This window comes from Halomonas almeriensis (assembly GCF_030409235.1).
GTDB classification, from domain to species: domain Bacteria; phylum Pseudomonadota; class Gammaproteobacteria; order Pseudomonadales; family Halomonadaceae; genus Halomonas; species Halomonas almeriensis.
In genome coordinates this window covers 1-26369 of sequence record NZ_JAUFPO010000005.1, presented here as the reverse complement: position 1 = coordinate 26369, position 26369 = coordinate 1, and the positions used below count along the sequence as shown (strand labels likewise).

The following is a 26369-nucleotide window of genomic DNA, read 5'->3' as shown; positions in this document are numbered from 1 at the left end:
GCGATCCTGGCCGCCGGCGGTGCTCGGACTCCTCATGTAGTTTCACCTACACTGCGGGTCCTGCGCGCCGGCGGCGACCAGCCTCTCGTCGCTCGCTACGCGAATTCCTCCTTTTCTTCATTCAGGCCAGTTGAAACGGGCGGTCCTTCGGGGCCGCCCGTTTCGTCTGTCAGGGGGCGTCCGGGGCAGTCGGTCGGGCTGGCGAGGCGGGGCGGGTGACAGAATCGGTGGCCCTCTCGGCCGTCAATCCCTAAAATGGTCGGCGAGTCAAAACGACCCGAACATGAATCGACAAGTTGAAGGAAGCCGCCGTGAATCCGGTCAAGAAAACATTTGAATATGGTCGCAGCACCGTCACCCTGGAAACCGGGCGCATCGCCCGCCAGGCCTCTGGTGCCGTGATGGTGACCATGGACAATACCGTTGTGCTGTGCACCGTCGTGGCCAAGAAGGACGCCAACCCTTCCCAGCCGTTCTTCCCACTCTCCGTGCACTACCAGGAGAAGACCTATGCGGTCGGCAAGATTCCCGGTGGCTTCTTCAAGCGCGAAGGGCGCCCTACCGAGAAGGAAACGCTGACCTCGCGGCTGATCGACCGGCCGATCCGTCCGCTGTTCCCCAACGGCTTCATGAACGAGGTCCAGGTCATCTGCACGGTGCTCTCCACCGACCGCAACCAGGACCCGGACATCGCCGCCATGATCGGCACTTCGGCGGCGCTGGCGATTTCCGGCGTTCCCTTCAACGGTCCGATCGGCGCGGCGCGGGTCGGCTTCACTGAAGAGCAGGGTTACTTCCTCAACCCGACCGTCGAGGAGCTGACCAGCTCCGAACTGAACATGGTGGTGGCCGGCACCGAGAAAGCCGTGCTGATGGTCGAGTCCGAGGCCAGGGAGCTGCTCGAGGACGAGATGCTGGGGGCCGTGCTGTTTGCTCACCAGGAGATGCAGACGGTGATCCAGGCGATCAACGAACTGACCGCCGAGGCCGGCAAACCACGCTGGGAATGGCCGGCCGCCGAGGAAAACCAGGCCCTCAAGAGCGCCCTGGCCAGCGACTTCGAGGCCCGCATCGGCGAAGCCTACCGGGTGACCGATAAGATGCAGCGTCAGGATGCTCTGGCGGCGCTGAAGGACGAGGCCATTGCCCGGCTCGCTGGCGACGAGGACGGCCAGTTTGCCGCCGATGAGGTCAAGGGTGCCTTCTCCAGCCTCGAGAAGCGTGTCGTGCGCAGCCGTGTGGTCAAGGGCGAGCCGCGTATCGATGGGCGTGACCTGAAGACCGTGCGCCCGCTGGATATCCAGGTCGGTGGCCTGCCAAAAACGCATGGCTCGGCCGTCTTTACCCGCGGCGAGACCCAGGCGGTGGTCGTGGCAACCCTGGGCACCCTACGTGATGCCCAGCTGATCGAGTCCCTGGAAGGAGAGCGCAAGGATCGCTTCCTGCTGCACTACAACTTCCCCCCTTATTGCGTCGGCGAAGCCGGCTTCATGGGCGGACCCAAGCGTCGCGAGATCGGCCATGGCCGTCTGGCCCGTCGGGGTGTTGAAGCCATGCTGCCGTCCGAGGACGACTTCCCCTACACCATCCGGGTGGTCTCGGAAATCACCGAGTCCAACGGCTCGAGCTCGATGGCCTCGGTATGTGGTTCCTCGCTAGCCCTGATGGATGCTGGCGTGCCCATGAAGGCCCCGGTGGCCGGTATCGCCATGGGTCTGGTCAAGGATGGGGATGACTTCGCCGTGCTGACCGACATCCTGGGTGACGAGGATCACCTCGGCGACATGGACTTCAAGGTGGCCGGCAGTGCCGACGGTGTCACGGCCCTGCAGATGGACATCAAGATCGAGGGCATCAACGAGGAAATCATGGAGCAGGCCCTGCAGCAGGCCCATGAAGCTCGCCAGCATATCCTCGGCCAGATGAACGACGTGATCGGCACCAGCCGTAACGAGGTCTCCGAGAACGCGCCCTCCATGGCGACCATCAAGATTGACCCGGAAAAGATCCGCGATGTCATCGGTAAGGGCGGTGCCATGATCCGCAAGATCTGCGAGGACACTGGCGCCTCCATCGACCTCGACGACGATGGCACGGTACGCATCTATGCCGAGGAGAAATCGGCGGCCAAGGCGGCGATCGATACCGTGCTGTCGATCACCGCCGTGCCCGAGATCGGCAAGCTGTATCGTGGCAAGGTGGTGCGCATCGCCGACTTCGGCGCCTTCGTCAACATCATTCCGGGTACCGACGGTCTGGTGCACATTTCCCAGATCGTGCCCGAGCGGGTCAATGATGTGCGCGACTTCCTGAACGAGGGCGACGAGCCAATCGTCAAGGTGCTCGACATCGACAATCGCAACCGGGTGAAGCTGACCATCAAGGAAATCACGCCGGAAGAGAAGGCCGCCTTCGAAGCCGAGGCCACCGAAGAAGCGCAGCTGTAAGCTGCTGCCTTCAAGCCACCTGCGCTTGAAGCCCACCGCCCCTGCAGCCTGGCTGCGGGGGCGGTTTCGTTAGGGCTGGATCACACGGATAGCAACGAGACAACACATGACACATCCGCATAGCGCCGCGTCATCCACCTCCGCCAAGGCGGTCACCCAGCGCCGTGACTGGCTAGGTGTGGGGGCTGTGATGGCCGGCATCTTCCTGCTGGTGACGGCCGAGCAACTGCCCATCGGGCTGTTGTCACAGGTCGCCGACTCGCTGGACGTCACCCCGGGCGTGGCCGGCCTGCTGATCACGGTGCCCGGCGTCGTGGCCGCCTTCGCAGCTCCCTTGCTGCCGGTGGCGGTCGGTCGACTGGATCGCCGCTGGCTGCTCACCGGGCTGATGGCGCTGATGACCCTGGCCAGTCTTCTGGGGGCATTGGCGAATGACTTCATCAGCCTGCTGGCCACTCGGGTGTTGGTGGGCGTGTGCATCGGTGGCTTCTGGGCCATTGCCGGGGGCCTGGCCTCGCGGTTGGTGGCGCTGGCGCAGGTGCCGCGTGCCATGTCGATGATCTTCAGTGGCGTGGCCGGTGCCACCGTGCTGGGTGTGCCGGCGGGCACCTGGCTCGGTGAGCATACCGACTGGCGCACTGCCCTTGGCGCGCTGGGGGGGCTGAGCCTGCTGGTGACCCTGGCCCTATGGCGGTTGCTGCCGAGCCTGCCGGCCAGCGAGCCGGTGCGTCTGTCGAATCTGGCCGACCAGTTTGCCAGCCGAGGCGTACGGGTTGGCGCGGCGGCGACGGCGCTGATCGTGATAGGGCACTTCTCCGCCTACACCTTCATCAGTCCGATTCTGCAGGAGCTCTCCGGCATTCCGCTGGCCAGTGTCAGTGCGCTGCTGTTGTGCTTCGGCGGGGCGGGGCTGGTTGGCAACTTCTTCGCCGGCAGTGCCGCCGGACGCCGGCCCTATGCCACCGTGCTGGTCATTCCGATACTGCTGGCCTGCGTGACCCTGTCGTTTCCGCTGATCGGGCGACAGCCGTTCGGCGCCACCGTACTACTGATACTGTGGGGCGCCGTGTTCGGCAGTATCTCGGTCAGCCTGCAGACCTGGATTCTCAAGAGCGCCCGCAACACCGAGGCGGCCACGGCCCTGATGGCCTTCGTGTTCAACATGTCGATTGGTATCGGTGCCATGGCCGGGGGGCAGGTGGTCGATGCCACCGGCCTGAGTGGTGTGCTGTGGTGCTCGGGCGCACTGTTCGTCGTGGCGGCGGTACTGGTGGCAGGCACACCATCGCGGGTGGTCGGGTCCAGCTGCGATTGACGGCAACGCAACGACAAGGCCCCCGTCGAACGGGGGCCTGTCGAGGGCGACGATGGGTCGGGAGGGGCCTTCAGCGAGCCATCATCGCTCGATGGCCAGTGCCACGCCCTGACCCCCGCCGATGCACAGTGTTGCCAACCCCCTGTGGGCATCGCGGGCGATCATCTCGTGGACCAGGCTGACCAGGATGCGACAGCCGGAGGCGCCGATCGGGTGGCCCAGGGCAATGGCGCCGCCATTGACGTTGACCTTGTCGGTGTCCCAGCCCAGCTCCTTGTTGACCGCCAGCGCTTGGGCCGCGAAGGCCTCGTTGGCTTCGACCAGGTCCAGGTCCTCAAGGCTCCAGCCGGCCTTGTCGAGGCAGCGGCGCGTGGCCGGGGCCGGGCCGATGCCCATGATGGAGGGATCGACGCCGGCATTGGAGTAGGCCTTGATGCGGGCCAGTGGCTCCAGCCCCAGGGCTTCGGCCTTCTCGGCGGAACACAGCATGACCACGGCGGCGCCATCATTGAGGGCCGAGGCATTGCCGGCGGTGACGCTACCGTCCTTCTTGAAGGCCGGGCGCATGCTACCCAGCTTCTCGGCGGTGACCTCGCGCGGGTTCTCGTCGGTGTCGAAGAGGACCGGGTCGCCCTTGCGCTGGGGGATGTTGATGCCGGCGATCTGGCCCTTGAAACGTTCTTCACGAATAGCGGCGGCGGCCTTCTGCTGGGAAGCGGCGGCGAATTCGTCCATGGCTTCGCGGGTGATGCTGTACTTCTCCGCCAGGTTCTCGGCGGTAATGCCCATGTGATAGTTGTTGAAAGCGTCCCACAGGCCGTCGTGGACCATGGAGTCGATGGCCTTCCAGTCGCCCATGCGCTGGCCGGTGCGCGAATTGGGCAGCACATGCGGTGACAGCGACATGTTCTCCTGGCCGCCGGCGAGGATCAGCTCGGCATCGCCACAACGGATGGCCTGGGTGGCCAGATGCAGGGCCTTGAGCCCGGAGCCGCAGACCTTGTTGATGGTCATGGCGGGCACCGCCTCGGGCAGCCCGGCCTGAATGGCCGCCTGGCGGGCCGGGTTCTGGCCGGTGCCGGCGGTCAGCACCTGGCCGAGCAGCACCTCGTCGACCTGGTCGCCGGCAACACCGGTGCCACCAAGGATATCCTTGATGACATGGGCACCGAGTTCACTGGCGGGAATGCCGGCAAGAGAGCCGCCGAAGGCGCCGACAGCGGTACGGCGTGCAGCAACGATTACCACTTCTGGCATGGTCAAGACTCCTGATATGAGGGAAACACTGGATAAATGCCTGCGCATGCCAATCGCTTCGTTACTCGGTGCTCGAAAGCTCGCCTAACTTATTGTTATGTCTCGCTTTCTGTGCTCCGGGCGCCTTGCGCTTTGCTATGCTCGGCGATTTATTCAGCGCTTCCTGGACGGACATACGCCTTTTCAGCATAGGCGACCATTGTGCGCTGCGGCAATGTCTAGTGTGTGAAAGCTCCATGAACTTACGTCGAACAAGGCCCGGCAATCGGGCCATGCCGGGCCGGGGGAGGTGACAGGCGTCAGGCCAGCTGGACGGGAATCGCGTTGCTGGTGTGGCTGACCGCGTTGCCATCCTGCAGGTAGACCAGGGCCGGCTGATGGGTATCCAGTTCAGCGTCGGTGTACATGGCGTAGCTGCAGATGATGACCCGCTGGTCGGCACTGGCGAGATGGGCGGCGGCGCCGTTGACCGAGATGATGCCGGAGCCTTCCTCGGCGCGGATGGCATAGGTGGTAAAGCGCTGGCCATTCTCGACGTTGTAGATCTGGATCTGTTCGTTGTCGCGGATGCCTGCCATATCGAGCAGCTCGCCATCGATGGCGCAGGAACCTTCATAGTTGAGAACGGCGTGGGTCACACGGGCCATGTGCAGCTTGGCCTTGAGCATATGGGTGAGCATCGCGGGCTCCTCTTATGGGTGAGTCAGGACATGAAGGTGGTCAGGGCGGTGAAGTGGCCGCAGGCAGCCTCAGGGTCAGGTTGTCGATCAGTCGGGTGCTGCCGAGCCAGGCCGCGGCGAGTAGCACGGCGTCCCCTGCCGAGGCATTGGACTCGCTCAGGTCGGCGGCGCGCAGCTCCAAGTAATCGGGCTCGAAGCCGGCCTCGCACAGGCGCTGACGCCCCTCTTGCAGGGTTGCGCTGACTTCGGCGCCGGCTTCCAGGGCATCGCCCAGCTCGCGAAGTGTCTGTTGCAGATGGGGCGCCGTGCGCCGCTGGTCGGTCGTCAGGTAACCATTGCGTGACGACATGGCCAGGCCATCCGCGTCGCGCACGATGGGCACGCCGATGATCTCGATGGGCAGGTGCAGGTCCTCCACCAGACGGCGAATCACTGCCAGCTGCTGGTAGTCCTTCTCGCCGAAGCAGGCCAGGTCGGGCTGGACCAGGTTGAATAGCATGGTGACGATGGTCGCCACGCCGTCGAAATGGCCGGGCCGTGAACCGCCGCACAGCCCTTGCGACACCTCCGGCACGCTGACGCGGGTCTGGCGCTGGCCGCCCCGGGGGTACAGCGTGCGCTCGTCGGGTACGAACACCAGGTCGCAGCCGGCCTCCCTGAGCCTGGCGCAATCCGCCTCCAGGGTCCGCGGATAGGCCTCCAGGTCTTCGCCCGGGCCGAACTGGGTCGGATTGACGAAGATGCTGGCCACCACGATATCGGCATGCTGGCGCGCTGCGGCGACCAGGGCGAGATGGCCGTCATGCAGATTGCCCATGGTGGGCACCAGACCGATACGCTGGCCGGCTCGGCGGTGGCTGTGCAGTGCGTCGCGCAGAGCGTGTATCCGCTGCAGGCATTGCATCAGAAAGAGTGCTCCTCGGCAGGGAATTGACGTGTCTTGACGGCACCATGGTAGCGCTTGAAGGCGTCCTGAATGTTGTCGGCCTCGGTCATGAAGTTCTTGACGAAGCGCGGGCTGCGACCCTCGGTGACCCCCAGCACATCGTGCATGACAAGAATCTGGCCATCGGTGTCCGGGCCGGCGCCGATGCCAATCACCGGCACCTCCAGGGCCTCGCTGACGGCCCGACCCAGGCTGGCCGGAACGCACTCCAGCAGAATCACCGAAGCGCCGGCCTCAACCAGAACGCGTGCCTGCTCGAGAATGCGCGAGGCCTGCTCATCATCCCGGCCCTGCACCTTATACCCGCCGAGCTGATGCACCGCCTGGGGGGTCAGTCCCAGGTGAGCGCAGACCGGCACGCCGCGGCGTACCAGTTCACGCACGCCCTCCGCCATCCAGGCCTCGCCCTCGACCTTGACCATTTCGGCACCGGCACGCATCAGCTCGCCGGCATCCTCGAGCAGACGCTGGGTGGAGGCATTGCTCATGAAGGGAAGGTCGACCATCAGCAGGCTGTTGCCCTTGTGTCGTGCGACGCAGCGGGTGTGATAGGCCATGTCGGCCAGGGTGACTGGCAGGGTGCTGGCGTGGCCCTGCAGGACCATGCCCAGGGAGTCGCCCACTAGCAGCACTTCGATACCGGCGGCACTGGCCGCACGAGCAAAGGTGGCGTCGTAGGCTGTCAGGCAGCTGAAGGCCTCACCGGCGCGCTTGTGGGCCTGCAGCGTGCTCAGGGTGACGGGTTTCATGGCGTACTCTCGTTGTGTCATCGGCCGCACAGGGCGGCGCTTGGGTAACGTGGATTGTTACTTGATTTGGGGCAAGGTGTCGATAGGTAACACTTGTGCCTTGTCAGCGACTTTCCGGTAACACTACTTCCGGCATGCGGCGAGGCGAGGCGGCATCCGGCAACTTCGCCAGGCTCTCGCTGAGGGCCTGGCCGTCGGGTAACGAAAGCTTGGGTGCCACCTCGACCAGCGGTACCAGCACGAAGGCTCGACGGGTCATCTGCGCATGGGGGAGCGTTAGTCGCGGCCAGCTCAGCTGGCGGTTATTGAAAAGGAGCAGATCCAGATCCAGAGTGCGAGGACCCCAGCGACGCTCGCGCACCCGACCATGGCGTTGCTCCAGCGCCTGAAGCTGGTCGAGCAGCGCCAGTGGCGAGAGTCGGGTTTCCAGCCGGGCGACGGCATTGATGAAGTCCGGCTGATCCGCCGGCCCCACAGGCCGTGTGGCATACAGCGATGACGCCAGCACGCGCTGGGTCAGAGGCAGTCCGTCGAGCTCGGTCAGGGCGCGGGTGACATGCTCTGCCGGGTCATCCAGGTTACTGCCCAGGCCGATCCAGGCGAAGCTCATGAGTCCGAGGGCGCGTTCTGTGGCTTGCGTCGGCGCCGCCGACGCCGCTTGCGCGGGCCGGGGGAGCCGGCCGGGTCAACGTCGACCTTGCCCAGCAGGCGGCGCTGCTCATGCTCGTCGGCATTCTGGAAAGCATTCCACCATTCCCCCAGCCCCGGCTCGATCTCGCCGGCGGCTTCGCGCAGCAGCAGGAAGTCATAGGCGGCTCGGAAGCGCGGATGCTCGCGTGTCTGGAAGGCGCGCTTGCCCCGGCGCTTGGGCAGGCGTTGCTGTAGGTCCCAGATATCGCGCATGGGCAGGCTGAAGCGCTTGGGGATCGAGATGTGCTGAAGTTGCCGGGAGACGACGCGCTGCGAAGCGGCCTGCAGCGCCGGGATCGGCGGCATGCCGTCGGCCTCGTGGGCTCGCTGATGCAACTGCACCGGGCCCCAGAGCAGGGCGGCAAACAGGAAAGCCGGCGTGACCGGACGGTCCCGCTGTACGCGCTGGTCGGTACTGGCCAGCGCCTGCTCGATCACGGCCTCGGCCCAGGGCAATTCTTCGAATGCCTCAGCGGTCTCCGGAAACAGCATGGGGAAAAGGCCGTAATCCCTCAGCAGATGATAGGTGGCGACGCCGTGACCGCTCATGAAAAGCTTGAGGGTTTCATCGAAAAGGCGCGCCGGCGGCACTTGCAACAGCTGGGGTGCCAGCTCTTCGAGCGGTGCTTCGGTCGTGCCATCAAGCTCGAAATCCAGCTTGGCGGCAAAGCGGACCGCCCGCAGCATGCGTACCGGGTCCTCGCGGTAGCGGGTCGCCGGGTCGCCGATCAGGCGTAGCGTGCGCGACTCGATGTCACGCACGCCATCGGCAAAGTCATGAATCGAGAAATCAGCGATGTTGTAATACAGCGCATTGATCGTGAAGTCCCGGCGCAGGGCATCTTCTTCAATACTGCCCCAGACGTTGTCGCGCAACAGCATGCCATCGTCGGACTGATGGGCGATGTGCTGGCCATGATCCTCGCCCGGCTTGCCTCGGAAGGTGGTGACCTCGATGACTTCGCGCCCGAATCGCACGTGCACAATGCGGAAGCGCCGACCGATCAGGCGCGAGTTGCGAAACAGGTCGCGGATTTCTTCCGGGGTGGCGTCGGTGGCCACATCGAAGTCCTTGGGCTGGCGCCCGAGCAGTGCGTCACGAATGCAGCCACCGACCAGGAAGGCCTCGAATCCGGCATTGTGCAGGCGATAAAGCACCTTGAGCGCCGAGTCACTGAGTAGCTGGCGCGAAACAGGATGCTCTTCGCGAGGTATGATGCGCAGCACTGGGCCTCCGGCCGGCGCATCCTGAGTGCCGAACAGCGACTTGAGGTGCTCGCCGGGGCTCTGCAGAAAGCGGGTAAAACCTTTGATCATGCGGTGTTGTCGACTCGCGGGAGTTCGAAAAAATAGGGGCAGAGTGAAATCATTGAAGGCGTCGAGTGTAGCGGACACCCGCGGCCTTGCAAAGCATGGCGCTCTTTCGGGGGCCTTGGGGGCAGGACCTCACCCAGCCCGATGAGACGATGGCGCCCAGTGTGAAGCAGTCAGGAAGGGCCGTGGCGGGACAGGCGGTCAACAGAAAGGGGAGGTCATAGGCCTCCCCGCAGTCCTGCAAGATTCAGCTCGTGAGCTGCTGTTGTTCTTCGTGATGGCGCATCGCCTTGAATACGCACCACAGTCACCAAGGAGTCTCAGGCAAGCATATTGTTGTCCTTGTACTGCTCCGGGCAGTGACCGCCTCGTATTCAAAACAATAATCCAACCACGACGGCATGGGTTGCATACCTCCTCCCGGCGGCTTGTTGTTGTTGCCGGGAGTGCCACCTGGCGGCTCTTGTTATTGTTGATGGCCGATGTCGGGGCGTCGCGTGATCCTCTTCCGGTTTCGAGATGCTTGTTCTTGTTGGTCTCGAAGACTCGCGCCTCATGCGGTGTTGTTGTTAGTCAGCAGGGCGCTCCAGTGTCACGACCCGAGTGATTTGTTGTTGTTTCGGGTCATGTCATCGGTGTTGGTCGTTATTGTTGTTGGCGACCTCGATGACATCCGGATTGTTTTTCTTATTTTTATACTTGCACTGGTCGTGCCATTTTGAAAAAAATGCCTTTTATTCAGTTATTTAAATATTTTCATCATGCTGTCACAGAGAGCTGTCTTGGCCTGTGTTACCCGCTGTGCCCGGCCATGACGCAGGGTTGTGTAAGAAGGTAACAATCTGGTGCAGGGCGACGGCGCTGGAGGACCTGATGGGGGGAAGGCGACGGTCAGGCCGGGTCTTAAACTTTCGTTGCATGCAGCGCACGGCATCCGCCAGTCGGCGTCAGCCGGTCTGGCGGCGGGGGCCCTTCTTGCGGGGAATGCCCAGCTTCTGGCGTCGTTCCCACAGGCATTTGCGGCTGATGCCCAGCTTGTGGGCCAGCTCGGTTTCGCTCATCTGGTCCTGATGCTCGAGCACGAAATGCTGAAAGTAGTCTTCCAGCGAGAGGTCGTCGGCATCCTCATTGAGCGGGCCCGGCGCGGGGGGCTCCGATGAGGCGACGTCCGGCGCCGCGGTGGCTGGGCGCGCGTCCAGCGACGTCGTTGCCCCGTCGAGCCCCAGATCATCCGGATGGATGAGGTGGCTTTCGGCGAGGATGACGCCGCGCTCCAGGGCATTTTCCAGCTCGCGGACATTGCCCGGCCAGGGGGCATCCTGAATGACACGTCGGGCGGCACGGGAAAGTCGCAGGCCGTGGCGCTGGTGACGCTGACATGCCTTCTCCAGTAGAGCGTCGGCGATCTCCACAATGTCGTCTTCGCGATCGCGCAGAGGTGGCAGGTCGATCTGCATGACGTTGAGCCGGTAATAGAGATCGAGCCGGAACTCCCCGGTGCGCGAGAGGCTGTAGAGGTCACGATGCGTGGCCGCAATCAGCCGCACATTGACGTGCCGGGTTTCCACCGAACCCACCTTGCGAATTTCCCCCTCCTGCAGCACGCGCAGCAGGCGTGCCTGGGCATCCGGAGGCAGCTCGCCGATCTCGTCGAGAAACAGCGTGCCGTTGTCGGCAGCTTCCACCAGGCCGGTGCGAGCGCTGTTGGCGCCGGTGAAGGCGCCCTTTTCGTGGCCGAAGAGCTCGGACTCGATCAGGGTCTCGGGGATGGCGGCACAGTTGACGCAGATCAACGGGGCCTCGGCGCGCCGGCTCTGCTGGTGCAGGGCGCGGGCGACCAGCTCCTTGCCGGTGCCCGATTCGCCCTGGATGAGAACGGTGACATCCGCGGGGGCGGTCTTGCGAATCCGGGTGTAGACGGCCTGCATGGCCGGGCAGCGGCCGATCATGGGTTGCGCCTGGCCGACCGGGTCGGTCACGGCGGGCGGCTCGGCGCGTTGGCTGGCCTGGCGGTGGAGGATGCGCGAGACCGCCTCCAGCAGTTCGTCATGGTCGAACGGCTTGGCCACGTAATCCACGGCGCCCATTTTCAGGGCATCCACGGCCGAGCGCATGCTGGCGTAGCTGGTCATGATCATGACCGGCGCCGGCTCGGCCAGGCGAATGAGATCGGTGCCCGGCGCGCCGGGCAGACGCAGATCGGCGATGATCAGGTCGTATTCCCGGGGGCCGAGGTCGCAGGCCTCGGCAACCGAGCCGACTTCGCTGACCCGGTGGTCATGACGCTCCAGCAGCCGCCTCAGCGCACTGCGAATGATGCTTTCGTCTTCAACGATCAGGATCCGGCTCATGGGGGCTTTCGTCACAGTCTCGGTACAGGGGCAGCCACAGATGGATTCGGGTCCCGCTGGCTCGTCCGGCGGGTGGCGACTCGATGTCGATGTGCCCATTGTGCTCGGCGATGATGCTGTAGACCAGTGGCAGACCGAGTCCGGTGCCTTCGCCCGCCGGCTTGGTGGTCGTGAACGGCTCGAAGAGATGGTCGCGCACCGCCGGATCGATGCCGCTGCCCTGGTCGGTGATGCTCAGGTGCAGGTGGGGTGCCTGCGCCTCGGCCTCGATGATGACCCGCGCACCAGCCTCGCTGGCGTCGCGCGCATTGCTCAGCAGGTTGATCATCACCTGCTGCAGGCGCTGCGCGTCGCCCAGCACGGCATGCTCGGCACCACAGTGGGTGACATAGTCGATAGCGTCTCCCGAGCGGGCGAGCCGAATCAAGTGCAGTGCCTCATCGATCACCGTTTTCATCTCCGTGCGGGCCAGGTCGCCCCCCGTGACATGCCGGCCGCCATGAGCGAAGCCGACCAGCGAGCCGACAATCTGCGAGATGCGGTCGGTCAGGCTCTGAATCTGCTCGGCGGTTTCCCGGGTGGCCGGGTCGTCGCTGTCATGGCGCAGATTCTGGGCCAGGGAGGAGATACCGGTGACGGGGTTGCCGATCTCGTGGGCCACGCCGGTGGCTAACTGGCCGATGGACGCCAGCCGGGTGGCATGGATGAGTTCGTCCTCGAGCCATTTCATGTCGCTGTGATCCTCGACCAGGATGACGTGGCCCCCGTCCTCACCCTGTTCGCCCTGCAGGCCGGCACGATGCAGGGTCAGGAAGTGTTCTCCCCGGGCCAGGCGGACCGGCTTTTTATAAAGGCGCTCCTGAGGAGTAGCGAGTATCTCGCCGAGCAGCTCGCCCCAGGGGCTGGGCAGGGTGTCCCGGTGCGCCCCGAGCACGGCGTCACCGCTGATGCCCGAGAGGCTGGCCAGGGCATCGTTCCACATCAAGAGCTCGCCGTCCTCGCCGAAGGCGCACAGGCCTACCGGGAGGCGGGTCAGGGTTCGACGATGGTAGCGTCGCAGGCTGTCCAGCTCGCGTGCCAGGCCGGTGAGCCGCGAGCGATAGGCTTCGAGCCGGTTCTCGACGAAATGAATGTCCTCGCTGGCCACCGGCCCGTCATGCTGGTAGGGCAGGCAGCGGTCGACGATGTCCTGCGCCACCGAAGGGCCCATCAGGCCGGAAAGGTTGGCCTGAATCCGGTCACGCAGGCGACGCAGGGCATAGGGGCGGGCTTCCAGGGGCGATATGGCCAGGGCCTCCAGGGCCCGGTCGACCTCGCGACTTGCCACGTCCTGCCCCAGGGCTGGCGACAGCCGCTGCTTGAACTCGGCACCATTGGCGGCGGCGAGCGGCAGGCGCATGGGACGCACCACGGCGTCCACCGAGCAGGCCTCGGCGGCGGCGCGTTCACCGGTGGAGGTCGGCGTGGCCAGCGACACCAGGATGAAGGTCAGGATGTTGGCCGCCAGAGAGACCAGGGCAACGCTGTACCAGGCGGGGTCGCCGGCCAGCGCCGCGAAGCCCGGCGGCAGCAGGACCAGCCCCTGATAGGACGTCAGCAATGGCACCCACAGGCCGGCCAGCCAGATCACCACGCCCACGCTGAGTCCGCTGACCATGCCCTTGCGGTTGGCCCCGGGCCAGTAGAGCAATGCCAGCATGCCCGGCAGACACTGGGCGATGCCGACAAAGGAAGCCAGGCCCAGGGCGGAGAGGTCGTGGTACACGCCGACCAGCCGATAGAACAGCCAGCCCGCGACGATGACAGCGGCAATCAGCCCACGCCGCAGCCAGCGTAGCCAGCCATAGAGGTCGGGCTGGGCGATCGGCGGGTGGGCCACCAGCACCATGTGGTTGAGGACCATGCCCGAGAGCGCCAGCGAGATGATGATCATGGTGCCGCTGGCGGCTGCCAGGCCGGCGATGAAGGCGAGCCCCTGGACCCATCCGGCGGACGATAGCTGAAAGGCCAGATAAGCGGCACCTGTCCCTGCCTCATCGACCCCCAAGCGCTGGGAGGCCCAGATGATTAGCGGGATCGGCAGCGCCATCAGCAGCAGGAACAAGGGCAGGGCCCAGCTGGATTGCAGCAGGGTGCGGCGATCCAGGGGTTCGGCAAAGGTGACGTGGAACATGTGGGGCATCAGAAAGGCGGCGGCGAAGAACAGCAACAGCAGGGTGCGCCACTGGCCGGCATCCAGTTGGGCCATTCGGGTCTGGTGGACGTGGCCGGCGCCGTCGAGCCAGCTCTGCAGGTCGGCCGGCCCGTTGAAGACACTGAACAACGCGATCCCGCCGAGGGCCAGCATGGCGACCAGCTTGACCACGGACTCCAGGGCAATGGCGACCAGCAGGCCGTCATGGCGGGCATGCTGATCAAGGTGGCGTGCCCCGAACAGCATGGCAAAGAGCGCGATCAACAGGCTGAAGCCCAGCGCCAGCAGGGAAGGGCTGGCGCTGCCACTCAGGCGATGGATGGCCTCGCCCATGGTCTGGATCTGCAGGGCCAGCAGGGGCAGCACGGCCAGCAGGCTGACCACTGTCATCAGGGTGCCGACCCAGCGTGAGCGAAAGCGGAAGGCGAATAGGTCGGCCAGCGAGGAGAGCTGGTGAGTGCGCGTGAGGCGTTGAATGGGCACCAGCAGTACGGAGGCCAGCAGGAAGGCACCGGCAACGCCGAGGTAATAGGCCAGATAGCCGAAGCCATAGCGGCTGGCAAACTCGAGGCTGCCGTGGATGGCCCAGGCACTGGCATAGACACCCAGAGCCAGGGTATGGACCGCCGGGTGACGCACCAAACGTTGCGGCAGCCAGCCGCGGTCCACGGCCGTGGCACACAGGAACAGCAGCGACAGGTACCCAGTGCCGAGCCACATCAGGCCGAAGAGATCGAGGCTCATGCGGTTATCACTCCCTAGCGCCGTTCATCCAGCTTGCGCTTCTTTTCCAGCCACAGCGTCAGAGCAATCAGCCCGGCCCAGATCAGGAAGGGGCGGTACCAGGCCATTTCGGGATTGGCCCAGCCACTCATCAACAGCGGCGACAGCAGATAGCCGCCGAAGACCAGGAACAGCATGATGCGGTAGACGTACATGACATGCCTCACTCGGGCGCCGGTCGCGCGTGACAGGCCACCATGGCGCCCACAGACCAGTGGTCGATGGCCCATGCCAGCTGAGTCTCAACGGGCTCGGTCGCCAGGCCCTCGGGAGGCGACTGATCCAGCGCGACCAGGGCGCGATACAGCCAGGGGCGAGCCGCGTCGGAGGTGTCGGGCAGGGCCGGGGCGAGGTTCTGCTTCGACAGCTTCTGCCCGTTGTCGGCCAGAATCAATGGCAGATGCAGGTAGCGAGGCGTCGGCAAGCCCAGGGCATGCTGCAGCTGTCGCTGCCAGGGGGTGTTGTCGAGAAGGTCGGCGCCGCGCACGATGTCGCTGATGCCCTGGTCGGCATCATCCACCACGACCGCCAGCTGGTAGGCCCAGAGGCCGTCCTTGCGCTTGAGCACCACATCGCCCATGGCGGTCGGCGTGAACTGCTGATGACCGAACAGGCGGTCCTGCCAGCTGATCGGGGTCGGGCCGAGGTCGCTACGCAGCCGCCAGGCGAGGGGGCTGTCGGGCTGCCGCGGGCCGTCCCGGCACCAGCCCGGATAGACGGGATGGTCCTGCCACTGCTTGCGTGAACAACTGCAGGGATAGGCCAGCTCCAGGGCGGCGAGACGCTCGAGTGCCTGCTGGTAGGCGGCATGGCGGTCATGCTGCCAGTGCACCGGGCCATCCCAGTACAGGCCGAAGGCCTCGAGCTGGCGCTGAATGGTCGCCGCGGCACCGGCCGCGCAGCGCGGCGGGTCGATATCCTCGATACGCAGCAACCACTGCCCCCGTTGATGCCGGGCGTCCAGATAGCTGGCCAGCGCGGCGATCAGCGAGCCAAGGTGCAAGGGGCCTGAGGGGGTGGGGGCAAAGCGGCCGCGGTAGGCGCGCATGCACGGCTCCGGGGCGTTTCGGCGCACCCTGCGCGCATGCGGCGACGCGGGCAGGGCAGGCGAGAGTGACCAGGTTACACCGGGGCGGTGCCCGGCGCGGCATTTTCAGCTGGCTAGTATCAGCCGCCGAGTTGCTTTTCCTTGAGCTCGGCGAGTGTCTTGCAGTCGACGCACAGGGTGGCTGTGGGGCGCGCCTCGAGGCGGCGGATGCCAATCTCTACGCCACAGGCCTCGCAGAAGCCGTAGTCGTCCTCATCGATCTTGTCGATGGTCTCGTTGATCTTTTTCAGCAGCTTGCGCTCACGATCGCGGGTGCGCAGCTCCAGGCTGAAGCCTTCTTCCTGGGTGGCCCGGTCCGCCGGGTCCGCATAGTTGTTGGCCTCTTCCTGCAGGTGGCGCACCGTGCGGTCGACTTCCTCCATCAGCTCCTGCTTCCAGCCCTGAAGAATCTGGCGGAAATGGGCGAGCTGCTTGTCGTTCATGTACTCTTCATCCGCCGCCGGTTCGTATGGGGTGAATTTCCGGGGCGCTTCCATTTTCTGTTCGGCTACTGGCATGGGACTGCCTCGCTACTTGAGTGACTACTGATCAATACCCGCCATGCTGCTCCGGGAACGCTGCATCAAGGTGGTGGCCAATGCCGACGCTCGGCCAGCCGCGCTGGCCTGCCTCGGTGTCGGCGCCACGCCTGATCCGTCAGGCGATGCTTCCAGCGTTTCCCCTAAGGTATCTCACGCCAAAGGGATGCTTGTTTAGCGAAAAATTGGCAGTTTTGCAAGGTTGTTGTGTAAAGGACTGTGGTGTGGCGGTGCCGTGACCCCAGCACTGCGTCGCCTGACCAAACGTCGTAACATGCCTGGACGGATCTTGACGACCCCTGGGGGGCACAGTGCAACGGGAGGACAAGAAGATGAGCTGGAGCACGCGGCTGGATGGCGTGGCGCCCTTTCGGGTGATGAACCTGCTGGAAAAGGCGCAGGCGCGTGAAGCGGCCGGCCATGACGTGATCCACCTGGAGATCGGCGAACCGGACTTTCCGACGCCGCCACCGGTGCTGGAGGCCGCACAGTCGGCGCTCGCCCATGGTCGTACTCGCTATACGCCGGCCAGCGGGCTGCCGGCACTGCGCGAGGCGATTGCGGCCCACTACGCCGAACACTTCGGTGCATCGGTGGCGCCCGAGCGCATCCTGGTCACTCCGGGGGCCTCGGGGGCGCTGTTGCTGGCCAGCCAGTTGCTGGTGGAGTCCGGCGACCGGGTCCTGATGGCCGACCCGACCTATCCCTGCAACCGGCACTTCATGTCGCTGGCCGGGGCGGAGGTGGATGCCGTGCCGGTGGACGAGCGCAGTGGCTGGCAGCTGGATGCATCGCTTGTCGCCCGCCACTGGCAGCCCCGGACACGGCTGGCCATGCTGGCCTCGCCCTCCAACCCGACCGGCCATATGCTGGGGCTCGAGGCATTGCGCGAGCTGGCCGCCAGCGTGGCCGAGCGCGGCGGTCACCTGCTGGTGGACGAGATCTACCAGGGCCTGACCTATGATATGCCACCGGTCTCGGCCACCGCGGTGAGCTCGGATGCCTTTGTGGTCAACAGCTTCTCCAAGTACTTCGGCATGACCGGCTGGCGGCTGGGCTGGCTGGTGGCGCCCGAGGAAGCCGTCGAGCCTCTGTCGCGGCTGGCGCAGAACATCTTCCTGGCGGCCTCGACACCGGCCCAGCATGCCGCCCTGGCGGCTTTCCGGCCCGACTGCCGGGAGATCCTCGAGGGGCGCCGTCGCGAGCTCGAGACGCGCCGTGATGCCCTGCTGAAGGGACTGGCCGCCCTGGGACTGGCGCCGTCGCTGGCGCCCCAGGGGGCGTTCTACCTGTGGCTGGACATCTCGCACTACAGCCAGGACAGCGAAGCCTTCTGTCTGCGTTTTCTCGAGGAAGAAAACGTGGCCATCACCCCGGGAACGGATTTTGCCGTGCAGGGCGGCGAGCGCCATGTGCGGATTGCATTCGCCAATGACGTGGCGCGGCTGGAGGAGGCCGTGGCGCGTCTGGGGCGCTTCCTGCAACGCCAGCCAAGGATGGCGTGATGCGTTATCCGAGCCTGGTGGGCGGTACCCTGCGGCGCCGCTACAAGCGCTTTCTGGCCGATGTACAGTTGGACGATGGCCGCGAGGTGGTGGCGCACTGCCCCAATACCGGCTCGATGCGTGCGGTCAATGTGCCGGGTTGCCGGGTCTGGCTGGCGCCCAGCGACAATCCGCAACGCAAGCTGGCCTGGACCTGGGAGCTGATCGAACTGCCCGAGCCGAAGGGTGGCGTGGCACTGGCCTCGGTGCATACCGGACGCACCAACCGCATCGTCGCGGAAGCGCTGCAGGCGCAACGCATCGCCTCGCTGGCCGGTACCGGGCACTGGCAGGCCGAGGCCCGGGTCGAGGGGAGTCGCCTCGATTTCCGGCGTCCCGGCAGCGCGGGGAGCGACACCTTCGTGGAGGTCAAGCAGGTCACGCTGCGCGAGACGGATGGCCACGGCTACTTTCCCGATGCGGTGAGCGAGCGCGGCCGCCGGCACCTGGAGGCCCTTGCGTCGCTGGCGGCCCGTGGGCACCGCGCGGTGCTGCTGTTCTGCGTGGCCCATGAGGGCATCGCCGATGTCGCGCCGGCGGACCATCTGGACCCGGCCTATGGTGAGACCCTGCGCCGGGTCGCCGGACAGGGCGTCGAGGTGCTGGCGCATGGGGTCAGGGTGGCGCGTGGCGCCGATGCTGTGCCCGAGGACATCAGCCTGGCGGCGGCACTGCCGGTGCGCCTGCACGGCGCCTGAACGCCGCCGCGCCGATCGTGGCGTGGTGGCTCAGGCCGCCGCCCCTCGGCGGCGCCGCCGGGTAACCCGGAAAATGGCGATTTCGCCCAGCAGGTTGGGCCACAGCCGCGACGCCCAGTGGTCGCGATAATCCCCGGCGCCCACGGCGCGATCGACGATCACCAAGTCCTTCTGGCGGCACAGGTGCTCGAAGTCGTTGAAGGTCGAAAGGTGGATGTTGGGTGTGTCGTACCAGGCGTGCGGCAGCGACTTGGACACCGGCATGTAGCCGCGCATGCCGAGATGCACCCGGTGGCGCCAGTAGGCGAAGTTGGGAAAGGTGATGATGCACTCCTCGGCGACGCGCAGCATCTCGTCGAGCATCCGGTCGGGCCGCCGCAGGGCCTGCAGGGCCTGGGTCATGACGACCAGGTCGCAGGCATCATCCTCGAAGTTGGCCAGCCCTTCATCCAGGTTCTGCTCGATGACGTTGACGCCTCGGGCCAGGCAGCGGGTGATGCCCTCGGGGTCGATCTCCAGGCCATAGCCGGTGACGTTCTTGTCACGGGCCAGGGCATCCAGCAGTTCGCCATCGCCGCACCCCAGGTCGAGCAGGCGGGCTTTTTCGGGCACCCAGTCGTAGATCAGTTTCAGGTCGGTACGCATCACAAACGGCCCTCCAGTCCCTCGTCATCAGCCACGCGATCCATGAAGGCGGCGAATACCGCCTGGTAGCGGGGCTCAGGCAGCAGAAAGGCGTCGTGACCATGAGACGATTCGATATTGGCATAGCTGACCGGCTTGCCGGCGCGAATCAGGGCGTCGACCAGTTCCCTTGAGCGCGAGGGCGTGAAGCGCCAGTCGCTGGTGAAGCTGACCACCAGGAAGGGGCAGCGCGCCGGGGCCAGAGCGGCGGCGAGGTCGCCGTCATGGTTCGCGGCAGGGTCGAAGTAGTCCAGCGCCTTGGTCATCAGCAGGTAGGTATGCGCATCGAAGGACGATGAAAAGGTGTCGCCCTGATAGCGCAGATAGGACTCCACCTGGAATTCCTCGCCATAGCCGAAGTTCAGGTCCTCGCTGCGCAGGTCGCGGCCGAACTTGCTGCCCATGGCGTCTTCCGAGAGATAGGTGATGTGGCCGATCATGCGCGCCAGCTTGAGCCCGCGACGCGGCAGGGTGTCATGGTCGGCATAGCGGCCATCGAAGAAGTCCGGGTCCGAGCGGATGGCCTGGCGCGCCACTTCGTTGAAGGCGATGTTCTGAGCCGACAGCTTGGGCGTCGCGGCGATGACGCCGGCATGCGCGATGCGCTCCGGGTAGCTGAGCGCCCACTGCAGTACCTGCATGCCGCCGAGGCTGCCGCCGATGATGGCGGCGAAGCGCTCGATGCCCAGGCGGTCGGCCAGCCGTGCCTGGCTGTGCACCCAGTCGATCACCGTCACCATCGGGAAGTCCGGCCCCCAGGCTTCCCCGGTGGCGGGGTTGAGGCTGGTGGGGCCGGTGCTGCCGTGGCAGCCGCCCAGGTTGTTCAGCGACACCACGAAGAAGCGTTCGGTGTCGATGGACTTGCCGGGGCCGATATGCGCATCCCACCAGCCGGGCTTGCGGTCCTCGCTGCTGTGAAAGCCGGCGGCGTGATGGTGCCCGGACAGGGCGTGACAGATCAGCACGGCGTTGCTGCGCTCGGCGCTGAGCGTGCCGTAGGTCTCGTAGACCAGGTCATAGGCCGGCAGCGTCTTGCCGCAGGCAAGCTCCAGGGGGTCGTCGAAGTGCGCCGTCTGGGGCGTCACCAGGCCGACCGATTCACGAGGCAGTTCGGTCATCGGGTGTATCGTGTCCCTTGTTCGCGTTTGTGGGCAGCGTGCCGCTCGTCACAGGCCGACCAGCACGCCGACGACGCCGGCGGCGCGGATCAGTGAACCCACTACGATACCATCGATCAGGTTGATGGCGATGAACACCACGATCGGTGACAGGTCGATCATGCCCAATGGCGGGATGACACGCCGCACCGGGGCCATGATCGGCTCCACCAGCTGCATGATCAGCAGGGCGCCGGGGTGGCTGGCCTGGGGCGCGACCCAGCTGAGGATGATCATGGCGATCAGCGCGAAGAAATAGATCTTCAGGATGGCATTGGCCAGTGCCGCCACGGCGCCGATGGCCAGGCTGTCTAGGGGCGCCATGCCGTAGCCGGCGATCTGCAGGACGACGATGATGGCGATCAGCTTGATGACCAGGCCGCTCGCCAGGGTGGCCAGGTCGAAGCGTCCCATCACCGGCCCCAGAAAGCTCTGGAAGGGGCGAACGGCCGGCTGGGTGATCTTGACCACCGACTGGCTGATGGGGTTGTAGTAGTCGGCCCGCGATGCCTGGAGCAGGAAGCGCAGCATCAGCAGGAACAGATAGATATTGACGATGGTGTTGACCAGCAAGAGGCCGGCGTTTCCCAGTTGACTGCCCATTGGGCTCCTCCGTGGTAGAGCGGGTTTCAGCGCTTGTCGAGTTCGTCGGCCATTTCACTCGCGCGGTCGGCGCAGGCGCGCATGGCCCCTTGCATGATGTCACGCAGGCCGGCGTTTTCCATGTGCTGGATGGCGCGTTCGGTGGTGCCGCCCGGTGACATCACGTTGCGCTTGAGTTCACCGGGCGTTTGGTCGCTGTCCATGGCCATGCTGGCGGCGCCGTAGGCGGTCTGCATGGCCAGGCGGCGTGCCGTGTCGGCGGGCAGGCCGAGTTCGGCGCCAGCCTGCTCCATGGCCTCGAACATCAGGAAGAAGTAGGCCGGTGCGCTGCCGGACACGGCGGTCACGGCATCCAGCAGAGATTCTTCGTCGACCCACTCGGCCAGCCCCACGGCCTCGAGCAGCTCGCCGGCACTGCGCTTCTGATCGTCGCTGACACGGGCATTGGCGTACAGGCCGGCGGCGCCGGCGCCCACCAGCGAGGGCGTGTTGGGCATGCAGCGGACCACCGGCAGTTCCCCGCCGAGCCAATGCTCGAGGGTGTCGGCCGGCAGGCCCGCGGCCACGGAGAGAATCAGCGGCTTGCGAGCCTGGATGGCCGTCTGCATGCCGGCGCAGACGCCCTGCATGATCTGCGGCTTGACGGCCAGCACGACCACGTCGGCCTCGGCCACGGCGGCGGCGTTATCGGTGGCGGTATGGATGCCCAGGCGTTTGCGCAGCGGGGCCAGCACGCTGTCATCCGGCGAGGTGGCGGTAATCGCCTGACGCGCAAAGCCGCTGTCGATCATGCCGCCGATGATGGCGCCGGCCATGTTGCCGGCGCCGATGAAAGTCACTCGAGTTGTCATGCGGGTGTCCTGTGTCTGTCGGTGAGTCGCGGGGCGCCGGGTCGGCGCGGCAATGTCAGCGATAATCGCGTGTGCCGAAGATGGCGGTGCCCATTCTTACCAGGGTAGCGCCTTCCATCACGGCGGCTTCCATGTCGTTGCTCATGCCCATGGAGAGCGTATCCAGTGGTGCCTCGGGCAGGTGCTCGCGCAAGGCGTCGAGCGCCTCGCGCAGCTGCCGGAAAGGACGGCGCTGTGCGTCCGGGTCGTCGTACTGGGCCGGAATGGCCATCAACCCTCGCAATTGCAGGTTCGGCAGTGCCTGGACGCAGGCCGCCAGGTCTGGCAGCTCGTCGAGCGTCACGCCGGACTTGCTGGCCTCGTTGCTGATGTTGACCTGCAAGCAGACGTTCAGTGGCGGCAGCGTCGCGGGCCGCTGTGCATCCAGGCGTCGGGCCAGGCGTTCACGGTCTATGCTGTGTACCCAGGAAAAGTGTTCGGCGACGCTGCGGCTCTTGTTGGTCTGCAGCGGGCCGATGAAGTGCCAGACGATATCGCTCAGGTCGTCGAGTTCGGCCTGCTTGTCCAGGGCTTCCTGGACATAGTTTTCGCCGAACTCGCGCAGCCCCAGGCCCCAGGCCTCGCGAATCATGGCGGCGGGCTTGGTCTTGCTGACGGCCAGCAGCCGCGCCTCGCCCTCGGGGCGCCGAGCGGCCTGCAGGGCGGCAGCGAGGCGGGCGCGGGCGGCGTCCAGTGACTCGGAAAGTGCTGGGTCTGTCATGTCGTGTGGCCCGTCATGCAACAGGAACCTCTGGCGAGGGAGCGAGGGAATCGCATGGATATTACCGAATTGCTGGCATCCTCGGCAAAGCACGGCGCCTCGGATCTGCATCTTTCGGCGCAAACGTTGCCTATGGTGCGTGTTGACGGAGCTCTGCGACCTCTGGGGAGTGAGCTCCTCGACGATGCGGATTTGCGCCGGGAGCTGCGCGGCCTGCTCGGCGAGTCGCACTGGGCGACGCTGGAGGCCGAGGGGCAGGTCGATCTGTCGCTGGCCATGCCGGACGGGGCCCGTTTCCGCGGCAATGTCTTCGAGCATGGTCGCGGCATCGGGGCCGTGCTGCGCGCCATCCCGGTAACGGTGCCGAGCCTCGAGGCCCTCGGGCTGGCCGCGGAACTCGGCCCGCTGGCCCGGCTGAGGCAGGGCCTGGTGCTGGTGACCGGGCCGACCGGCTCGGGCAAGAGCACCACCCTGGCGGCGATCATCGATGCCATCAATGCGACACGCCCCGAGCACATCCTGACCATCGAGGACCCGGTGGAATTCGTGCATCAGGGTCAGTGCGCTATGGTCAGTCAGCGCGAGGTCGCGCGGGGTACACAGAGCTTTTCGGCTGCCCTGCGTGGCGCCCTGCGCGAGGATCCTGACGTGATCCTGGTCGGTGAAATGCGCGACCTGGAGACCATGCGGCTGGCGCTGACCGCGGCCGAGACCGGCCACCTGGTACTGGGAACCCTGCACACCCTCTCCGCGACCAAGACCATTGATCGCATCATCGATGCCTTTCCGGGGGCCGAGCAGCCGATGGTGCGGGCCATGCTGTCGGAATCTCTGCAGGCGGTGGTTTCCCAGGTGCTGCTCAAGCGTCGTGAAGGCGGCAGAGTGGCGGCACTGGAGCGCCTGGTGGCAACTCCGGCAGTGCGCAACCTGATTCGAGAGGACAAGGTGGCCCAGCTCTATTCAGTGTTGCAGACCGGAGCGGGCCAGGGCATGCAGACCCTCGATACGGCATTGAACCGCCTGGTGAATACGGGCGTGGTCGACCCGGACGAGGCGCAATCGCTGGCGCGTGCTGACCTGCCGGGCGTCGCGGCGCCCTGAGCTTAGGCGGCGTAGATGCCGCCCAGTACGCGTGGTCCGAGGGCGCCGGTGACCGAGGGCAGGTTGCCGGGCAGGCCTTCGAGTCGCCGCCAGGCCAGCCAGGCAAAGGCGCCGGCCTCCAGCCAATCGGGTGGCCAGCCGGCCTCGCTGCTGTCGGTCACGCGGGCCTCGGGCAGCTGGCGGGCCAGTCTGGCCATCAGGTCGGGGTTGTGCGCCCCGCCGCCACAGGGCAGGAGTCGCGTCATTGCCGGGGCTTCCAGCTGTTGTCGGGCCATCTCGATGCCCTGGGCGATACTGCTGGCGGTCAGCTCGGCGAGCGTGGCCTGGACGTCGGCGGGACACTCGTTGCCGCTGAGTCGGGCGCGCAGCCAGTCGAGGTGGAAATATTCGCGGCCGGTGCTGCGCGGTGGTGTCTGGTCAAAGAAGGGGTCCCCCAGCAGGCGATCGAGCAATTTCGGGTCGAGGCGCCCCGAGGCCGCCCAGGCGCCTTCGGCATCGAAGGGGCCGTCACGGTGCAGGCAGTGCCAGGCATCCAGCAGGGCATTGGCGGGGCCGGTATCGAAGCCCAGTGGCTCACGCGCATCGGTGGTGGGGGGCAGCACCGTGATGTTGGCGAAGCCGCCCAGATTGAGCACCACACGCCACTCGTCGGCAGCGCGGAAGAGCGCTTGATGAAAGGCCGGCGCCAGGGGAGCCGCCTGACCACCTGCGGCCAGGTCGCGGCGCCGGATGTCGCCAACCACCTGGCAGCCGGTGAGCTCCGCGAGCAGGCTCGGGTTGTCCAGTTGCAGGGTATAGGCGGGGCCTCCCTCGTGGCCTTCCGGCGCATGTTCCACAGTCTGGCCATGACTGCCGATGGCGGTGATCGCTGCGCTGTCCAACCCTTGCGATTCGAGCAGGGCATGCACGGCCTGCGCCTGCAGGTGTGTCAGGTCATGCTCGGCGCGGGCCAGCTCGGCGAAGCGTACTCGGTCGGTATGGCACAGGGTCCATAAACGATCGCGCAGCTCGCCGGGCATGGGCTCGGCCCGGGTGGCCACCAGCCGCGGTGGGGCGTCCTGGGTCACGTCGACCAGGGCGGCATCGATGCCATCCAGGCTGGTGCCCGACATCAGGCCGATGAACAAGCTCATGGTATCTCCTGCCAATAGGCTCAACCGTTTTTCGTGCGACATGATAGCATTGGCGCATCAATGTCGCCGATCAAGGTCCCGGGTGGGCCATCTTGCCGAGTGGAGAGGAGAGAATGTCCGATGTCGCCGACGCGCTTGCGTTGCTCAAGCGCGGTACCCACGAAATCCTGCTGGAAGACGAACTGGTCAAGAAACTCGAGTCCGGTCGCACCCTGCGCATCAAGGCCGGGTTCGATCCCACGGCGCCGGACCTGCACCTGGGGCACAGCGTTCTGTTGACCAAGATGCGCCAGTTCCAGGACCTGGGCCATGAGGTCATCTTTCTGATCGGCGACTTTACCGGGCGCATTGGCGACCCGACCGGCAAGAGCGTGACCCGCAAGCCACTCACTGAAGAGGAAGTGCGCGCCAACGCCGAGACCTACAAGGAGCAGGTGTTCAAGGTGCTCGACCCGGCCAAGACCGAGGTGCGTTTCAATGCCGAGTGGTTTTCTGCCATGAGCTCTGCCGACATGATTGAATTGGCCGCGCAGAGCACGGTAGCTCGCATGCTCGAGCGTGACGATTTCGAAAAACGCTATCGTGGTGGCCAGGCGATCTCCATTCACGAGTTCCTGTATCCGCTCGTGCAGGGCTACGACTCGGTGGCACTGGAAGCCGACATCGAGCTCGGCGGCACCGATCAGAAGTTCAACCTGCTCATGGGCCGCGAGGTGCAGAAGCACTTTGACCAGGAGTCCCAGGTCGTCATTACCATGCCGCTGCTGGAAGGCCTGGACGGCGTGCAGAAGATGTCCAAGTCGCTGGATAACTATGTCGGTGTCGACGAATCGCCCGGTGCCATGTTCAACAAACTGGTCTCCATGCCCGACAGCCTGATGTGGCGCTACTTCGAGTTGTTGTCGTTGAAGAACAATGACGAGATCGAGGATCTCCGCCAGCGTATCGAACGCGGTGACAATCCCCGCGATATCAAGATGGAACTGGCGCGTGAGCTGATCGGGCGTTATCACGGCGCAGAAGCGGCGGCCAATGCGCATCGCAGTGCCGGCAACCAGCTGGCGGATGGCGAGTTGCCGGAAGACCTGCCGGAAGTCGAGGTCGATTTCGAGGGTAGCGAGCAGGCCCCGATCGGAGCCGTCCTCAACCGGGCCGGCCTGGTGAAGAACAGCGCCCAGGCCAAGGACATGCTGGGCAATGGCCGGGTGAAAGTCGACGGCGAGGTGGTGGCGCGCGACCATATGCTGGATACCGGCAAGGATTACGTCATCCAGGCTGGCAAGAAGCGTTACGCCCGCGTGACTCTCAACTGATAAGCGCTCTCAGCCGGTCGAACGAGCGGCTGTGGAGTGCCCTGTCACGCAGGTTTCAGCAGGCTGTCATATGGCCGTAAACAATTATCGCAAAAAACTCCTTGCATGAAGCCGGCTGAGGTCATATAGTACGCATCCGCTGCCGGCGACGGGCCAACCTCGCTAGCGGCATG

The 26369-nt window shown here is 65.5% G+C and carries 23 protein-coding genes; 6 read left to right on the top strand and 17 right to left on the bottom strand.

Going from position 1 to position 26369, the window contains the following annotated elements:
• Positions 1-311: 311 nt before the first annotated feature.
• The gene (gene pnp / locus QWY74_RS02525) at positions 312-2447 is read left to right on the top strand and encodes a polyribonucleotide nucleotidyltransferase (protein WP_264827592.1); all 2136 of its coding nucleotides are present in this window, start codon (positions 312-314) and stop codon (positions 2445-2447) included.
• Between the two features lie 190 nt (positions 2448-2637).
• Positions 2638-3762, top strand: coding sequence for an MFS transporter (locus QWY74_RS02520; RefSeq protein ID WP_264827627.1), 1125 nt, complete (start codon positions 2638-2640; stop codon positions 3760-3762).
• Between the two features lie 81 nt (positions 3763-3843).
• Here QWY74_RS02520 and QWY74_RS02515 read toward each other — a convergent pair whose 3' ends face one another.
• The 11 genes from QWY74_RS02515 to dksA form a co-directional block, all read right to left on the bottom strand.
• The gene (locus tag QWY74_RS02515) at positions 3844-5019 is read right to left on the bottom strand and encodes an acetyl-CoA C-acetyltransferase (protein WP_264827593.1); all 1176 of its coding nucleotides are present in this window, start codon (positions 5017-5019) and stop codon (positions 3844-3846) included.
• A 299-nt stretch (positions 5020-5318) separates the two neighbouring features.
• Positions 5319-5699 carry an aspartate 1-decarboxylase gene (gene panD / locus QWY74_RS02510; protein WP_264827594.1) on the bottom strand — a complete coding sequence of 127 codons (381 nt, stop codon included), beginning with the start codon at positions 5697-5699 and terminating at the stop codon, positions 5319-5321.
• Positions 5700-5739: 40 nt separating this feature from the next.
• A complete protein-coding gene (panC, locus tag QWY74_RS02505) occupies positions 5740-6603 on the bottom strand; it encodes a pantoate--beta-alanine ligase (RefSeq protein WP_264827596.1) in 864 nt (287 codons plus the stop codon).
• Entirely contained in the window at positions 6603-7394 is a 792-nt protein-coding gene (gene panB / locus QWY74_RS02500; protein ID WP_264827597.1) for a 3-methyl-2-oxobutanoate hydroxymethyltransferase, read from the bottom strand. The genes panC and panB overlap by 1 nt, the downstream gene beginning before the upstream one ends.
• 103 nt (positions 7395-7497) lie before the next feature.
• The gene (folK, locus tag QWY74_RS02495; protein WP_264827598.1) at positions 7498-8004 is read right to left on the bottom strand and encodes a 2-amino-4-hydroxy-6-hydroxymethyldihydropteridine diphosphokinase; all 507 of its coding nucleotides are present in this window, start codon (positions 8002-8004) and stop codon (positions 7498-7500) included.
• Complete coding sequence (gene pcnB / locus QWY74_RS02490; protein ID WP_264827599.1) at positions 8001-9401, bottom strand: polynucleotide adenylyltransferase PcnB; 1401 nt, start codon at positions 9399-9401, stop codon at positions 8001-8003. Before pcnB ends, folK begins: the two co-directional genes overlap by 4 nt.
• Positions 9402-10345: 944 nt before the next feature.
• A complete protein-coding gene (locus QWY74_RS02485; RefSeq protein ID WP_264827601.1) occupies positions 10346-11749 on the bottom strand; it encodes a sigma-54-dependent transcriptional regulator in 1404 nt (467 codons plus the stop codon).
• A complete protein-coding gene (locus QWY74_RS02480; RefSeq protein WP_290313681.1) occupies positions 11727-14687 on the bottom strand; it encodes an ATP-binding protein in 2961 nt (986 codons plus the stop codon). Before QWY74_RS02480 ends, QWY74_RS02485 begins: the two co-directional genes overlap by 23 nt.
• Positions 14688-14701: 14 nt before the next feature.
• The gene (locus QWY74_RS02475) at positions 14702-14881 is read right to left on the bottom strand and encodes a hypothetical protein (RefSeq protein ID WP_264827603.1); all 180 of its coding nucleotides are present in this window, start codon (positions 14879-14881) and stop codon (positions 14702-14704) included.
• An 8-nt stretch (positions 14882-14889) separates the two neighbouring features.
• Positions 14890-15774, bottom strand: coding sequence for a tRNA glutamyl-Q(34) synthetase GluQRS (gene gluQRS, locus QWY74_RS02470; RefSeq protein WP_264827604.1), 885 nt, complete (start codon positions 15772-15774; stop codon positions 14890-14892).
• Between the two features lie 119 nt (positions 15775-15893).
• A complete protein-coding gene (dksA, locus tag QWY74_RS02465) occupies positions 15894-16331 on the bottom strand; it encodes an RNA polymerase-binding protein DksA (RefSeq protein ID WP_141320454.1) in 438 nt (145 codons plus the stop codon).
• A 353-nt stretch (positions 16332-16684) separates the two neighbouring features.
• Between dksA and QWY74_RS02460 the strand changes: the two genes are divergently transcribed.
• Entirely contained in the window at positions 16685-17857 is a 1173-nt protein-coding gene (locus tag QWY74_RS02460; protein WP_264827606.1) for a pyridoxal phosphate-dependent aminotransferase, read from the top strand.
• Positions 17857-18594 carry a DNA/RNA nuclease SfsA gene (gene sfsA, locus QWY74_RS02455; protein WP_264827608.1) on the top strand — a complete coding sequence of 246 codons (738 nt, stop codon included), beginning with the start codon at positions 17857-17859 and terminating at the stop codon, positions 18592-18594. The genes QWY74_RS02460 and sfsA overlap by 1 nt, the downstream gene beginning before the upstream one ends.
• Positions 18595-18624: 30 nt before the next feature.
• Here sfsA and metW read toward each other — a convergent pair whose 3' ends face one another.
• The 5 genes from metW to QWY74_RS02430 are packed head-to-tail and all read right to left on the bottom strand — an operon-like array spanning position 18625 to position 22649.
• Positions 18625-19239, bottom strand: coding sequence for a methionine biosynthesis protein MetW (metW, locus tag QWY74_RS02450; protein ID WP_264827629.1), 615 nt, complete (start codon positions 19237-19239; stop codon positions 18625-18627).
• Positions 19239-20396, bottom strand: coding sequence for a homoserine O-succinyltransferase MetX (gene metX, locus QWY74_RS02445; protein ID WP_264827610.1), 1158 nt, complete (start codon positions 20394-20396; stop codon positions 19239-19241). Before metX ends, metW begins: the two co-directional genes overlap by 1 nt.
• Before the next feature lie 48 nt (positions 20397-20444).
• Positions 20445-21038 (bottom strand): YggT family protein, encoded by a 594-nt coding sequence (locus QWY74_RS02440; protein WP_264827611.1) that lies wholly within the window; start codon positions 21036-21038, stop codon positions 20445-20447.
• 26 nt (positions 21039-21064) lie between these two features.
• Positions 21065-21889: a pyrroline-5-carboxylate reductase gene (proC, locus tag QWY74_RS02435; protein ID WP_264827613.1), complete on the bottom strand. Its 825-nt coding sequence runs from the start codon at positions 21887-21889 to the stop codon at positions 21065-21067.
• Positions 21890-21944: 55 nt separating this feature from the next.
• Complete coding sequence (locus QWY74_RS02430) at positions 21945-22649, bottom strand: YggS family pyridoxal phosphate-dependent enzyme (RefSeq protein ID WP_264827615.1); 705 nt, start codon at positions 22647-22649, stop codon at positions 21945-21947.
• A 54-nt stretch (positions 22650-22703) separates the two neighbouring features.
• Here QWY74_RS02430 and QWY74_RS02425 point away from each other — a divergent pair, with 54 nt between their 5' ends.
• Entirely contained in the window at positions 22704-23750 is a 1047-nt protein-coding gene (locus QWY74_RS02425; protein WP_290313680.1) for a type IV pilus twitching motility protein PilT, read from the top strand.
• Positions 23751-23752: 2 nt separating this feature from the next.
• Here the strand turns inward: QWY74_RS02425 and QWY74_RS02420 are convergent, their stop codons facing one another.
• Positions 23753-24883 carry an anhydro-N-acetylmuramic acid kinase gene (locus QWY74_RS02420; protein WP_290313679.1) on the bottom strand — a complete coding sequence of 377 codons (1131 nt, stop codon included), beginning with the start codon at positions 24881-24883 and terminating at the stop codon, positions 23753-23755.
• A gap of 113 nt (positions 24884-24996) precedes the next feature.
• On the opposite strand from QWY74_RS02420, the gene tyrS reads away from it, so the two are divergent.
• On the top strand, positions 24997-26196 hold the full coding sequence (tyrS, locus tag QWY74_RS02415; RefSeq protein ID WP_264827622.1) for a tyrosine--tRNA ligase: 1200 nt from the start codon (positions 24997-24999) through the stop codon (positions 26194-26196).
• Positions 26197-26369: the final 173 nt, after the last annotated feature.